The organism is Methylobacterium sp. Gmos3, from assembly GCF_056430985.1.
On sequence record NZ_JBWJYL010000006.1, the window covers coordinates 335,391 to 349,508 of the forward strand.

At 70.5% G+C, this 14,118-nt stretch carries 12 protein-coding genes and 1 tRNA gene; 4 read left to right on the forward strand and 9 right to left on the reverse strand.

Annotated elements, in window-relative coordinates:
- The first annotated feature begins 146 nt into the window (after positions 1-146).
- From ACS5Q7_RS14785 to ACS5Q7_RS14800, 4 genes are all read left to right on the forward strand, one after another.
- Complete coding sequence (locus tag ACS5Q7_RS14785; RefSeq protein ID WP_478340048.1) at positions 147-1,319, forward strand: zinc-dependent alcohol dehydrogenase; 1,173 nt, start codon at positions 147-149, stop codon at positions 1,317-1,319.
- Between the two features lie 140 nt (positions 1,320-1,459).
- On the forward strand, positions 1,460-3,349 hold the full coding sequence (locus ACS5Q7_RS14790) for a sensor histidine kinase (RefSeq protein ID WP_478340049.1): 1,890 nt from the start codon (positions 1,460-1,462) through the stop codon (positions 3,347-3,349).
- Positions 3,350-3,363: 14 nt separating this feature from the next.
- Complete coding sequence (locus tag ACS5Q7_RS14795) at positions 3,364-3,798, forward strand: response regulator (RefSeq protein ID WP_478340050.1); 435 nt, start codon at positions 3,364-3,366, stop codon at positions 3,796-3,798.
- The gene (locus tag ACS5Q7_RS14800) at positions 3,795-4,850 is read left to right on the forward strand and encodes a sensor histidine kinase (RefSeq protein WP_478340051.1); all 1,056 of its coding nucleotides are present in this window, start codon (positions 3,795-3,797) and stop codon (positions 4,848-4,850) included. Before ACS5Q7_RS14795 ends, ACS5Q7_RS14800 begins: the two co-directional genes overlap by 4 nt.
- Before the next feature lie 162 nt (positions 4,851-5,012).
- Here ACS5Q7_RS14800 and ACS5Q7_RS14805 read toward each other — a convergent pair whose 3' ends face one another.
- The 9 genes from ACS5Q7_RS14805 to ACS5Q7_RS14845 form a co-directional block, all read right to left on the reverse strand.
- Positions 5,013-5,381: a hypothetical protein gene (locus ACS5Q7_RS14805; RefSeq protein WP_478340052.1), complete on the reverse strand. Its 369-nt coding sequence runs from the start codon at positions 5,379-5,381 to the stop codon at positions 5,013-5,015.
- Between the two features lie 12 nt (positions 5,382-5,393).
- On the reverse strand, positions 5,394-5,693 hold the full coding sequence (locus ACS5Q7_RS14810; RefSeq protein ID WP_478340053.1) for a hypothetical protein: 300 nt from the start codon (positions 5,691-5,693) through the stop codon (positions 5,394-5,396).
- An 83-nt stretch (positions 5,694-5,776) separates the two neighbouring features.
- A complete protein-coding gene (locus ACS5Q7_RS14815) occupies positions 5,777-6,142 on the reverse strand; it encodes a response regulator (RefSeq protein WP_243928550.1) in 366 nt (121 codons plus the stop codon).
- Between the two features lie 141 nt (positions 6,143-6,283).
- The gene (gene hpt / locus ACS5Q7_RS14820) at positions 6,284-6,853 is read right to left on the reverse strand and encodes a hypoxanthine phosphoribosyltransferase (protein WP_478340054.1); all 570 of its coding nucleotides are present in this window, start codon (positions 6,851-6,853) and stop codon (positions 6,284-6,286) included.
- A gap of 80 nt (positions 6,854-6,933) precedes the next feature.
- Positions 6,934-7,010: transfer RNA gene (locus ACS5Q7_RS14825), tRNA-His, on the reverse strand.
- Positions 7,011-7,079: 69 nt separating this feature from the next.
- Positions 7,080-7,958, reverse strand: coding sequence for an SDR family oxidoreductase (locus ACS5Q7_RS14830; protein WP_478340055.1), 879 nt, complete (start codon positions 7,956-7,958; stop codon positions 7,080-7,082).
- An 811-nt stretch (positions 7,959-8,769) separates the two neighbouring features.
- A complete protein-coding gene (xth, locus tag ACS5Q7_RS14835) occupies positions 8,770-9,579 on the reverse strand; it encodes an exodeoxyribonuclease III (protein WP_478340056.1) in 810 nt (269 codons plus the stop codon).
- An 11-nt stretch (positions 9,580-9,590) separates the two neighbouring features.
- Entirely contained in the window at positions 9,591-10,517 is a 927-nt protein-coding gene (locus tag ACS5Q7_RS14840; RefSeq protein ID WP_478340057.1) for a LolA family protein, read from the reverse strand.
- Positions 10,518-10,804: 287 nt separating this feature from the next.
- On the reverse strand, positions 10,805-13,888 hold the full coding sequence (locus ACS5Q7_RS14845; RefSeq protein ID WP_478340058.1) for a DNA translocase FtsK: 3,084 nt from the start codon (positions 13,886-13,888) through the stop codon (positions 10,805-10,807).
- Positions 13,889-14,118: the final 230 nt, after the last annotated feature.

A 14,118-nucleotide genomic window follows, 5' to 3' on the forward strand; every position in this document is an offset into this window, starting at 1 on the left:
TTTTTGATTAGCCAGCGCAGCATGGTGGGGCCAGGGTCCTCCCGCGTCCTGCAGGAACTTCTCATCAGGAACTTGGCCGTGGCCGCCCCTGCTTGTTCGGGAGACGGGCCCGTTTCAGGCCAGCCCCGCGCGAGGACACCACGACCATGAAGGCACTCTGCTGGCACGGTAAGGGCGATATCCGCTGCGACACCGTTCCCGACCCGAGGATCGAGGATCCGCGCGACGTCATCATCAAGGTCTCGTCCTGCGCCATCTGCGGCTCGGACCTCCACCTGATGGACGGGCTGATGCCCACGATGGAATCGGGCGACATCCTCGGCCACGAGTTCATGGGCGAGGTGGTCGAGACCGGCAGCGGCCATTCCAAGTTCCGCAAGGGCGACCGCATCGTCGTGCCCTTCAACATCAATTGCGGCGAGTGCCGCCAGTGCAAGCTCGGCAACTGGTCGGTCTGCGAGCGGTCGAACCGCAACGCGCAGATGGCCGCCGCCCAGTTCGGCTACACCACCGCCGGCCTGTTCGGGTATTCGCACCTCACCGGCGGCTATGCCGGCGGCCAGGCCGAATACGTCCGCGTGCCGATGGCCGACGTGGCGCCGATGAAGGTGCCGGACGGCATGGACGACGAGGCCGCCCTGTTCCTCACGGACATCCTGCCCACCGGCTGGCAGGGCGCGGAGCATTGCGAGATCCAGGGCGGCGAGACCATCGCCATCTGGGGCGCGGGCCCGGTGGGCTTCTTCGCCATCCAGTCGGCCAGGATCATGGGCGCCGAGCGGATCATCGTCATCGAGACGGTGCCGGAGCGCATCGCGCTCGCCAGGAAGGCCGGCGCCACCGACATCATCGACTTCGCGAACGAGGACGTGTTCGAGCGCATCAAGGAGATCACCAAGGGCCAGGGCCCGGATGCGGTGATCGACTGCGTCGGCATGGAAGCCAGCGGCGGCCACGGCCTCTCCGGCTTCATCACCGCCGTACAGGAGAAGCTCACCACCACCGAGCGGCCCCTGGCGCTGGCGGATGCGATCAAGGCGGTGCGGCCCTGCGGGATCGTCTCGGTGCCCGGCGTCTATGGCGGGCCGGTGCCGATCAACATGGGCTCCATCGTCCAGAAGGGCCTGACCATGAAAAGCGGCCAGACCCACGTAAAGCGCTACCTCGAACCGCTGCTGAAGCTGATCGAGGAGGGTAAGATCGACACGTCGTCGCTCATCACCCACCGCTCCACGGACCTCGCGGACGGACCGGACCTCTACAAGGCATTCCGCGACAAGCAGGATGGTTGTGTGAAGGTGGTGTTCCACCCTCAATAACCATGCGACGGTCTCGGATGACATACCCACGGTGGATGTGTCGTCCTGCCGCGAATTCGCTCGAAAGTTCTTTATACCACGACAGGTTGTCGCGGTGAGAGAACGGCCCGCGCGAGTTCCTGCCGTCGTCCGAGACCCCGATGCCTACCCCCGGCTTCAACCCCGCCCTCGTGGCCCTGTCGGTGGCGATCGCGATGTTTGCCGCCTACACGGCCCTCGATCTCGGGGCGCGGGCACGCGGCGTCGCGGACGGCACCGTCCGCTCCGGCTCACGGGGGCTCTGGATCGCCGGCGCCGCCGTCACGATGGGCGGCGGCATCTGGTCGATGCACTTCATCGGCATGCTCGCCTTCGAGATGGGCATGCCGACGGCCTACGACCTCGGGCTGACGGTCCTGTCCTTCCTCATCGCGGTGGGCGTGACCGGTGTGGCCTTCGCCTTCGCCGGGCGCAGGGGCGCCGGCCCCCGCACCGTGCTGGTCGCCGGGCCGCTGATGGGGCTCGGCATCGCGCTGATGCACTACACCGGCATGGCGGCGATGCGGATGCCCGGCCACGTCGCCTACGATCCGGCGCTCGTTGTCGCCTCGATCGCCATCGCGATCCTCGCCTCCACCGTCGCCCTCTGGCTCGCCTTCCGCCACAACAGCGTGAGCGAGAAGGTCATCGCCGCCGTCGTCATGGGGCTTGCCGTCGCCGGCATGCACTACACCGGCATGGCGGCCGCGACCTTCTCCGGGGATCACGGCGCCCATCCGGCCGTGCACGGCCTCGCCGCCGCGCCCCAGGCGCTGGCCTTCGCCGTGGCCGGGGCGACCTTCCTGATCCTGTTCGTCGGGATGCTCGCCATCGCCGTGGACCAGCACCGCATCCAGGGCGAACTCGCCGCCAGCGAGGCGCGGTTCCGCGCGGCCATCGCGGCGGTGCGGGGCGTCCTCTGGACCAACGACGCGCAGGGCCGGATGGTGGGGCCGCAGCCGGGCTGGGCCGCCATCACCGGCCAGACGCCGGAGGAATACAGCGGCTTCGGCTGGGCCAACGCCGTCCACCCGGACGACGCGGCCCCCAGCGTCGCCGCCTGGAACGAGACTGTCGCCGCCCGCAAGACCTTCGTGTTCGAGCACCGGGTGCGGGCGAAGGACGGCGGCTACCGCCATTACGCGATCCGCGCCGTGCCGGTGCTGAACCGCGATGGCGCGATCCGCGAATGGGTCGGCGTCCATACCGACATCACCGCCCAGCGCGAGGCCGAGGCGGAGCTGCGCGAATCGAACGAGGAGATCCAGCGCTACGCCTACATCGTCAGCCACGACCTGCGGTCGCCGCTCGTCAACATCATGGGCTTCACGAGCGAGCTGGCCGAGACGCGCACCGAACTCCGGACGATCCTCGCCGGCCACCCGGACGCCGAGCGGATCGATTCCGACCTCGGCGAGGCGCTCGGCTTCATCGGCGCCGCCGTCACGCGGATGGAGCGGCTGATCGCGGCGATCCTGAAGCTCTCCCGCGAGGGGCGCCGCCGGTTCGAGCCGGAGCCCCTCGACATGTCGGCGGTGATCGAGCGCCTCGCGGACACGATCCAGCATCAGGCCGGCTCGCAGAACGCGGAGATCATCGTCGCCCCCGGCATGCCGGTGATCGTCGCGGACCGGCTCGCTGTCGATCAGATCTTCGGCAACCTCCTCGACAACGCCCTCAAATATCTCGACCCCGCGCGCCCCGGCCGCATCACCGTCACGGCGCAGCCCCTCGGCACCGAGCGGGTGCGATTCGCCGTGGCCGACAACGGGCGGGGCATCGCCCGCACCGACCATGACCGGGTCTTCGAGCTGTTCCGCCGCTCCGGCACGCAGGACCGGCCGGGGGAGGGGATCGGCCTCGCCCACGTCAAGGCGCTGGTGCGGGCGCTGGGCGGGCGCATCGATCTCGACTCCGAGCCGGGCCGGGGCTCCACCTTCACGGTGACGCTGCCGCGCGGCGCGTCTATGGAGCGCGGGGTGGCGGCGCCCCTGTCGATGGCCGCCGAATGAATCGAGAGCCGGACATGCATCCCGTCTGCATCGTGATGATCGAGGACGACGAGGGTCACGCCCGCCTCATCGAGCGGAACATCCGCCGGGCGGGGGTGAACAACGAGATCGTGCCGTTCCGCGACGGCACCTCGGCGCTCGCCTACCTGTTCGGGCCGGACGGCTCGGGCGAGGTGAGCCGGCGGCGCCACCTGCTGATCCTCCTCGACCTCAACCTGCCGGACATGACCGGCATCGACATCCTGGAAAAGGTGAAGGCCAACGCGCACACGCGGCGCTCGCCCGTGATCGTGCTGACGACCACCGACGACGCCCGCGAGATCCAGCGCTGCTACGATCTCGGCGCCAACGTCTACGTGACGAAGCCGGTGAACTACGAAGGCTTCGCCAACGCCATCCGCCAGCTCGGCCTGTTCTTCTCCGTCATGCAGATCCCAGAGACCCCATGACGACAGGTCCAGGCGGCCCGGCCCAGCCCGCCACCCGCATCCTCTACATCGACGACGATGCGGGCCTCGCGCGCCTCGTGCAGCGCAGCCTCGCCGCGCGCGGCTACGCGGTGGAGCACGCCGCCGACGGCGAGGCGGGCCTCGCCCGCCTGCGGCAGGGGGGCATCGACCTCGTCGCCCTGGACCATCACATGCCCGGCCAGACCGGGCTCGATCTCCTGCCCGAGATCCGCGCCCTGCCGGACGCGCCCCCCGTGGTCTACGTCACAGGCTCGGAGGACAGCCGCGTCGCCGTCGCCGCCCTGAAGGCGGGGGCCGCCGATTACGTGTGGAAGGACCTCCAGGGCCAGTTCCGCGAATTGCTCGGGGAGGCTGTCGCCACGGCGCTCGGCGCCGAGGCGATGCGCCGGGACAAGGAACGGGCCGAGGCCGAGGTGCGCGCCGCCCGCGACCGGGCCGAACTCCTCCTGCGCGAGGTGAACCACCGCGTGGCGAATTCGCTGGCCCTCGTCGCGGCGCTGGCGCGGATGCAGACCACCGCCGTCGCCGACCCCGCCGCCAAGGCCGCCCTGGAGGAGATGCAGGCGCGCATCTCGGCCATCGCGGGCATCCATCGCCGGCTCTACACCTCCGAGGACGTGGAGGCGGTGGAACTCGACGCCTATCTCGGCAGCCTCGTGGAGGAGTTGCAGGCGGCGATGAAGGCCGCCGGCCGCGACCATGCCATCCGCCTCAGCGCCGATTCCGTGCGGCTCGCCACCGACAAGGCGGTCTCGGTGGGTGTCGTCGTCACCGAACTCGTCACCAACGCCTACAAGTACGCCTACCCGCCGGAGGAGCCGGGCGAGATCCGCGTCGCCCTGCGGCGCATCGCCGACCGGCTCGAACTGGCGGTGGAGGATGACGGCGTCGGCTGGACCGGCGAGGGCAAGCCGCGCGGCACCGGCCTCGGCTCGCGCATCGTCAAGGCGATGGCGACGAACCTGCGCAGCGCCCTGGTCTACGCCCCGGCCCCGAAGGGCACGCGGGCCTGCCTGTCGTTCGAGGGGTAGGGGCGGGGACTCGCCAGGTTGCCGAAAGACCCGCTTCGTCTTTGCGAGCGAAGCGAAGCAATCCAGGGATCCGCCACATCCGGTCAGGTCCCGCCGCCCTGGATTGCTTCGATACGCTCGCAAAGACTGTGGAGCGGCCAATCCTGATCGTCCCGAAACCGCTCAGTGCCCCGAGCCGCGCAGGATCATCTTGATGCGCTGGTCGGCATTGGTCAGCCGCTCGCCGATGCCCCGGCGGATGCACTTCTCCACCGTGTCGCCGGTCATGAAGCCAATTGTCCGGCCCTGCGTGCGGCAGGCATCGACCGGGGGCCACGCCACCACGGCGGCGACGGTGCCGATCACCACGAGGCTGTCGACGAGGAGCCAGCCGAACCAGCCCAGCCGAAAACGACCGGTCGCCTCTTCCTCCTCGTCCTCCCGCGGGCGGCGACGGGCGGGATAGCCGCCGCCCTCGCTCACCCGCGCCATGCGGGCGCGGAAGCGGGCCTCGTCGATCTTGTCCGATTCGGAGGAGAGAGGTCCCGACATGGTCCGATCCGGTCAGTCGATGATCCGCCGCAGCGCCGCGAAGCCGTCCTGGGCGGTGGTGGCGTTGCCGATCATGGTGTGCCGCGCGCAGGCGCTGGCGCCGATCATCGAGGTCCAATCCGCGAAGGACGGGCGCGCCTGGCAATCGGCGAAATAGCTGCCGAACAGGAACAGACCGAGGGGCATGAGGAACAGGGCGAGCTTCACCAGGGTGAAGACCCGCCCGACGCCGCTCTTCCGGCGGCGCGGACGACGGCGCGGGCGCTCGTCCCACTCCCACTCCGCATCCTCGTCGCGCTCGTACCCGCGCATGCCCTGACCCTCGGCGATTCGCACGCACAAGTTGTCATCCCCGCGTGAAGGCGGGACTAAGCAGCGTGGTTAAGGCGACGTTCTCAGGCCGCGAGCGCCCGGCGCACGGTGGAGCGCAGGTCGGCGAGGGAGAAGGGCTTCGTCAGCACGTCGGTGACGATGGCATCGAGGCCACGGGCGCGCTCACGCTGGTCGGCGAAGCCGGTCATCAGGAGGATGGTGAGGTCGGGGAAGTCGCGCTTGGCGGCCAGGGCCAGGGCGATCCCGTCCATCAGCGGCATGCGGATGTCGGTGAGCATCAGGTCGAAGGCGCCGCCGGCCTCGTTCAGGCGGTCGAGCCCGTCGCTGCCGTCGGTGGCGGTCACGACGGCATGGCCGTCGATCTCCAGCCCCCGCTTCAGGAAGCCGCGGACCGTCTCTTCGTCATCCACCAGAAGGATGCGCGCCATGATGAACCGGATTCGTCCCGCTGCGACAAGGAGGTAAGGCTGTTCCCGCCGTTAGAACGCGGGAGGAACCCTTTCCCTGTCAAGACAGAGGGCGCGCAAAAGCTGCTTCGCAACGCAGCAAAACGCCAAAATGTCGCGATCTCAGGTGCCACCGAACAAATCGGGATCGGTGTTTCCGTAGTCTACCACACCGACGAAGGGCAGCTGGCGGTAGGCGTGGGCCGCGTCCATCCCATAGCCGACGACGAACACGTCGGGGCAGGTGAAGCCGACGAACTCGGCGTCGATGGAGACCGCGCGCTTGCCGGGCTTCTCCAGCAGCACCGCCGTCAGTACCCGCTTGGCGCCGCGCGCCATCAGCAGGTCCTTGGCGAAGACCACCGTGCGGCCGGATTCGAGGATGTCGTCCACGAGGAGCACGTCGCGGCCGCGCACCTCGCTCTGCACGTCGCGCAGGATCTCGACCTGTCCGGTGGAGACGGTGCCGGTGCGGTAGCTCGACAGGTGCACGAACTCGACCTGCGGCGCGAGCCCGACCCGGTGCATCGCCCGCAGCAGGTCGGCGGCGAACATGAAGCTGCCCTTCAGGATCGCCACCACGAGGAGGTCCTGGGGCTGCGTCGCGAGAATGTCCTTCGCCAATTCAGCGTTGCGCCGGGCGATGGCATCCTCATCATACAGGGTGCGAACGGGCTTGACGGGCATGTTCATGGTCGGTCTCATCCCGCCTCTCGCCGGGCGGCGCCCGCGAGGGCCGCGTGCGGAACGGATCGGGACGCCGACTTGAAGGATGGTACCACCGCCCCGGCTCGAACGGGGGACCCCCAGATCCACAATCTGGTGCTCTAACCAACTGAGCTACGGCGGCACTGGCGGGGGGTGTATCGCGGGTCCGAACGTATTTCAAGGCGAGTATCGCCGTTTCGGACCCCGCGTCTCACAGCATCGGCACGCCGCCCGTGACGGGGATCAGGGCACCGGACATGTAGCTGCCCTCGCGGGAGGCGAGGAGCACATAGGCCGGGGCCAGTTCGGCCGGCTGCCCGGCGCGCCCGAGGGGCGTATCGGTGCCGAGCTTCTCCAGTTGCTCCGGGCTCTTCACGATCGGCTGGATCGGCGTCCAGACCGGTCCCGGCGCGACGCAGTTCACGCGGATGCCCTTGGGCGCGAGGAGGTTCGACAGGCCGATGGTCAGGCTGGCGATGGCGCCCTTAGTGGCGGCATAGATCAGCATGGTGGGGTCGGCGATCTTGGCCTGCTCGCTCGTGGAGTTCACGATCGCCCCGCCCGGCTTCATGTGCGGCACCGCCGCCTGGGCGAGGTAGTACATGGCGAAGACGTTCGCGCGGAACGAGCCTTCGATGTCGCTGGCCTTCAGGTCGTCCAGCCCCTCGTTCACCACCTGCGCGGCGGCGTTGTTGACGAGCACGTCGAGGCGCCCGAACGCTTCCACGGTGCGGTCCACGAGGGACCGGCAATGGGCCTCGTCGCGGATGTCGCCCGGCAGGAGCAGGCAGCGCCGGCCCGCATTCTCGACCCAGGTCTTCGTGTCCTCGGCGTCCGATTGCTCCGACTCGAGATAGGAGATCGCCACGTCGGCGCCCTCGCGGGCATAGGCGATGGCGACCGCCCGGCCGATGCCGGAATCGCCGCCGGTGATGAGGGCGGCCTGGCCCGTCAGCAGGCCCTTGCCGACATAGCTCTCCTCGCCGTGGTCGGGCCGGGGCGTCATCTTGGACGTGAGCCCCGGCCGGGGCTGTTGCTGGTCGCCCGGATAGGGCGGCCGGGGACCGGCTTCGCGCGGATCGTTGGTCATGGTGTCGCCGGTCCCCGTCGCGCTCAGAACGACCGGGTGCGGGCGGAGTGCGACCGGCTGTAGCGGCGGCGGATGACCTCGATGATCTTCGGCAGCAGGAACGCCATCAGGATCTTGCGCATGGGAAACCTCGCATCACGGCAGTGTGAGCGGGTAGCGCGCGAGACCTGCGGGGGTTCCGTCCGTACGGGACCCTGCGGCAGGACGTGCAGGTCGATGCGGCGGGCACCCGCCTCTCCGGCCCTGCCACCTTCGGAATGGCGCGGGCTTCCCCTCTCCCCGCCTGCGGGGAGAGGCCCGCCGACACCTCGTCGTGTCGGTGGGGAGCGCAGGCGAAGCCGGAGCGGCGGTGAGGGGGGCTCGCCGGAGGAGCCTCAACCGGCATACCCCCTCACCCTCGGCTGCCGCCTCGCCGCGCCGACGACGGGGTCGTCGCGGCCCTCTCCCCGCAAGCGGGGCGAGGGGACCACACACCCTTCCCGGCCAGACCATGGGACGAAGCCGGCTCTGCGCTCAGCCATTGTGTCCGCGCAGGGCTGGAATGGCGCGGGCTTCCCCTCTCCCCGCCTGTGGGGAGAGGCCCGCCGACACCTCGTCGTGTCGGCGGGGAGCACAGGCGAAGCCGGAGCGGGGGTGAGGGGGGCTCGCCGGAGGAGCCCCGTCCGGCACGCCCCCTCAACTTCGGCTGCCGCCTCGCCGCGCCGACGACGGGGTCGTCGCGGTCCTCTCCCCGCAAGCGGGGCGAGGGGAATGCAGACCTTTGGGATGAGGGGAGGGTGGGACAGGGTGCGATGGAAAGCTCGGGCTGGCCCTACAGGTCCAGCGCCAGCGTCACGGGCGCATGGTCGGACGGGCGCTCCCAGCCGCGGGCCTCGCGCAGCACCGTGACGGAACGCACCGTGCCCGCGAGGTCGGGGGAGACCCAGGCGTGGTCGAGGCGGCGCCCCTTGTCGGCGGCGTTCCAGTCGGGGGAGCGGTAGCTCCACCACGTGTAGATCTTCTCGGGCTCGGGGGTGAGGTGGCGCGCCGCGTCGATCCACCCGGCCTCGCCGCGCAGGGTTTCGAGCGCCTCGGTCTCGCCGGGGGTGTGGCTCACCACGTCGAGCAACTGCTTGTGCGACCACACATCGTGTTCGAGGGGCGCGACGTTGAGGTCGCCCACGAGGATCGCCGGGCCGGAGGGGCGCTTGCCGCCCCAGGCGCGCAACTCCTGCAAGAAGTCGAGCTTGTGCGCGAATTTCGGATTGAGGTCGCGGTCGGGCACGTCGCCGCCGGCCGGGACGTAGAAATTGTGCAGGACGAGGCCCGCCGCCTGTCCGGCCTCCGGCCCCAGCGCCGCCGAGATGTGGCGGGCATCGGGCTTGCCGCAGAAGCCCATCACGTCGCGGGTGTGGAGCGGCAGCCGCGAGAGGATGGCGACGCCGTTGTAGCCCTTCTGCCCGGCGAACACGACGTGCTCGTAGCCCGAGCCCCGGAGCGCCTTCAGGGGGAAGGCGTCGTCCGGGCACTTGGTCTCCTGCAGGCACAAGACGTCCGGCTTGTGCTCGGCGAGGAAGCGCAGAACGAGGTCGATGCGCAGGCGCACCGAGTTGATGTTCCAGGTGGTGACGGTGAGGCGCACGGGCGGTCGGTCTACTGGCGTTGCGAGGATTGGATCGCCTGCTGCGCCGCCTTGTCCTCGGCCCGGCCGTAATTGATGAAGAACAGGCTGGCCTCGACCGGCTTGCCCTTCTGCAGGTTCGAGAGTTGCACGGTGGTGACGTAGCCCTGCGGATCGGTGATCCGCCATTGCGACAGGGTCTTCACCTCGGGGTCGAACAGCAATTGGATCCGCGAGGTGCCGCCGAAGGTCGCCCGGTCCTCCAGGCTGATGCGCACCCCGGCCGGATCGTTCGACACGTCCGTCACCGACAGGTCGCGGGCGAGGTCGATCTTCTCGCGCAGCAGGAATTTCAGGGGCGTCTGGGCGATGAAGTAGAGGTCCTGGGTGGCGAGCTTCTTGTCGCGCACCGCCACCGACGTGCCGTCCGCCACCACTTCGAGGGGGGAGGGGGCGTCGTAGTCGAAGCGCAGGCGGCCGGGCTTGGCGAGCGTAAGCTTGCCGCCGATGCGCCGCCCGTCCGGGCCGATCTGCATGAACGCGCCGGTCAGCGTCGAGATACCGTTGAAATAGGCGTTGGCCTGGGCGAGCACGGTCGCCGGGTCGGCGGGCTCGGCGGAGGCAGGGGCAGGCGTCGCCACGGTCGCGACCTTGGATTCGGGCTGGCGGGCCGGCATCGCGGGCGCCTTCTCGGCGGCCTTCGCGGCGCCGGGCTTGATGCTGCCGGTCTTGTCGGTGGGCTTGTCCTTGGCCGATGCGGCCTTGGCGGAGTCCTTCGGCGCCGCCTTCTTGGGCGCGGGGGCTTCCGGCGCGGCCTCGGGCTCGGGCGCCGCCTGCTCCTTGCGGCCGCCGAACAAGCCGTCGAGGAACGACTGAACCTGCGCCTGCGCCGGAAGCGGCGCGAGCCACAGGCTCGCGGCGATCAGGGTGCCGGCTTGGCGAGTGCGGCGGCCGATCATCCAGGGACTCCTTGCACCGCGGAGGTGCGCGGCTCGGGCGGAAAAGGGGCGAAGTCCGCTTAGAGACCCGCCCTGTGGCGAAGATGCGACGCGGTGTGTGTTTCCCTCCCCCCTCTGCGGGGGAGGGTGGCCCCCAAAGGGGGTCGGGAGAGGGGCAGCGCGACAGTCGCAGGATGTGTCTGCGGTCGCGACCTATCCGGCACCGTCGCTCCCCTCTCCCCCCCTGCTTCGCAGGGTACCCTCCCCCGCAGAGGGGGGAGGGAGAGTGAAATGAGGGAGCGGCGTGTTCACTCGTCGTCGTACATCACCCCCGCGCCGTGGGTGCCGCCGTTCACGAGGATCTCGCGCTTGCCGGCGTGGTTGGCCGGGCCGACGATCCCCTCGATCTCCATGCGCTCCATGATCGAGGCGGCGCGGTTGTAGCCGATCTGTAGCCGGCGCTGGATGTAGCTGGTCGAGGCCTTCTGGTCGCGCAGCACCACCTCGATCGCCTGCTTGTACAGGTCGTCCGAATCGCCGCCCGTCGCCGCCGCGAAGGCGCTGATGTCGAAGACGGGGGCGTCCTCCTCCGGCTCCTCGGCGCGCTCGGCCTTCTCCGCCGCCTTGCCGCGACGGCCGGTCTCCTTCGGCGCGTCCTCCGGCGTGTCGTCGGCGGTCACGGCGTCGAGGTAGCTCGGGCGGCCCTGGCGCTTCAGGTGCGCCACGACGCTCTCGACCTCGCTGTCCGAGCAGAACGGCCCGTGGACGCGGGTCGTGCGCCCGCCGCCGGCCATGAACAGCATGTCGCCCTGGCCGAGCAACTGCTCCGCGCCCATCTCGCCGAGGATCGTTCGGCTGTCGATCTTGCTCGTCACCTGGAAGGAGATCCGGGTCGGGAAGTTCGCCTTGATCGTGCCGGTGATGACATCCACCGAAGGGCGCTGCGTCGCCATGATCAGGTGGATGCCGGCCGCGCGGGCCATCTGCGCGAGGCGCTGGATGGCGCCTTCGATGTCCTTGCCGGCCACCATCATCAGGTCGGCCATCTCATCGACCACGATGACGATGTAGGGGAGGGCCGAGAGGTCCATCTCCTCCTGCTCGTAGATCACCTCGCCGGTCTCGCGGTTCACGCCGGTCTGCACCGTGCGGGTGATGGTCTCGCCCTTCTCCCGGGCCTCCTTCATCCGCGCGTTGTAGCCGTCGATGTTGCGCACGGCGATCTTCGACATCTTCTTGTAGCGCTCCTCCATCTCGCGCACCGCCCATTTGAGGGCGATGACCGCCTTCTTCGGGTCGATGACGACGGGGGAGAGCAGGTGCGGGATACCGTCGTAGACCGACAGTTCCAGCATCTTGGGATCGACCATGATGAGGCGGCACTCTTCCGGCTTCAGCCGGTAGAGCAGGCTCAGGATCATCGTGTTGATGGCGACCGACTTGCCGGAGCCGGTGGTGCCGGCGACCAGCAGGTGCGGCATCCGCGCGAGGTCGGCGATGATCGGCTCGCCGCCGATGTTCTTGCCGAGGCACAGGGCGAGCTTGTGCTTCGAATCCACGAAATCCTCGGAGGCGAGGAGTTCGCGCAGGTACACGGTCTCGCGCACCTCGTTCGGCAACTCGATGCCGATGACGTTGCGGCCGGGCACCACGGCGACGCGGGCCGAGACCGCCGACATGGAGCGGGCGATGTCGTCCGAGAGGGCGATGACGCGGCTCGACTTGGTGCCGGGCGCCGGCTCCAGCTCGTAGAGGGTCACGACCGGGCCGGGGCGCACGGCCAGGATGTCACCGCGCACGCCAAAATCCTGCACCGTCTGCTGCAAGTTGAGGGCGTTCTGCTCCAGCACGTCGGCATCGACTTCCTCGCCGGCGTTGGGGGCCGGCAGGGCGAGGAGATCGAGGGAGGGCAGCTCGTAATAGGCGTTGTCGAAGGAGGCGATCTCGAGGTGGCGCGGCGCCGCGATCATGCGCGGGCGGGCCGCCACGAGGGGCAGGTTCGCAGGGGCGGATTCCGACGTGACTTGCTCGGGCGTGACCTGCTCCGGCGCGAATGGGTCCAGCGGCGCGGCCTCCTCGACCGGCGCGGCCTGGACCTCGATCACCTCCGGCGCGGGGGTGGGCTCGGGCGCCGGGGCGGCGCGGCCACGCAGCAGCGCGGGCCGGACGGCGAGGGGGATCACCACGCGCTCCTCGGTGCGCGTCTCCACCGGAGCGGCAACGGGCGCCGGGGCTGCCGGGGCAGGCTGGAAGCCGGCGCGGATCGCCGCCCGCGCCGCCATGGCGCAGGGCATGGTCGGCTTGCGCGGCGAAAGGGTCGGCGCGGCGGCCTGATGCGGGCCGAAGACCAGCGAAAGGCCGGGCTTCTCGGCCGGGGCCGGCTCGGCCGCACGGCCGTTATCCTGCGCCTCGGCGGGGCGGGGCGGCTGGTCGAAGCGCACGAGACGGTCGAGGACATAGGCCGGCTTCGGCGGCAGGTCGCGCAGCAGCGAGATGTCGAGGGGCACGGCGACCACGGTCTCGGGGGCCGGCGGCGCAGCCTCGAGCGCGGGAGCCGGGGTGTCGAGGGAGGCCCAGACATCGACGGAGGACCAATCGTCCCCGCCGAACCAGGGCTGCGCCTGCGACCAGTCGGACAGGTCGGACCAGTCGCGCGGCTCGGGCGGGGCGACCGGGGCCGGAACGGGTGCGGCGGCCACGGCGACGGGACGGCGATCGGGGGTGCGGAAGTAGCGCACGCCGGGATTGGCGACGAAAGGCTGCTGCCAGCGCGGCAGGCCGGCCTCGGCCGCGAGGGATTCGGCGCGGGCGGGCGCGGCGGCGGCAGAGGCCGAGGCCTCCTCGCGGGCGCGGCGCTCGGCCTCGACGGCGAGGGCGGCGGCCTGGGCCTCGGCGCGGGCGCGCTCCAGGGCGACGCGCTCGGCCTCCAGCGCCCGCTGGCGGCGCTCCTGCAGCACCGAATCCGGCGTACGGACGTAGCGCACGGAGGAGGCCTGCGGCGGCGCGACGGGCGCGGCCACGGGGGCAGGCGCAGGCGCGGGTGAAGAGGTGTCGGCGAAGGGTTCCTCGGGCGCGATGGCATCGGGCCGGCGGGGCTGGCGCACCAGCACGCCGGGCGTGGAGGCCTGACGGTCGATTCGGCTCTCGGCACGGGGCAGGGGGGGCATCGCCCGGTCATCGAACACGGCCGAGGGCCAGGACGGCGTGGCGGGGGCCATCTCGTCCGCCCAGTCGAGGCGCGGGGCGCGTTCCAGACCCTCGCGGCCGACCATGGCGGTCGGCGGGGTCAGCCAGCTCGGCTCGGCGCGGCGGCCGGACGTGCCGTAGCCGACCCGCGACGGGCCGGCGGCGCTGCCGGCGAGGCGGCGGGTGAGGGTGGCGCGCAACGCCATCAAGCGATGGGCCAGGGCCCCGAGCGACAGCCCGGAACGGTCACCGCCCCGCACCGGGCGGGCAGGGTCACGGTGGGAGTGCGGGGGTCGTCCCGATGCGCGCATGGGCTTCCAATGAAACGCTGGATACAGGGCCACCGGCCTTCGGCGGCTCGGCAGAGTTAGAAGCGTCAGCGTTAACGGGGGCTTTCGGCGCGGGCGTTCGCTGGAGCGATCCGACGCCCCATACT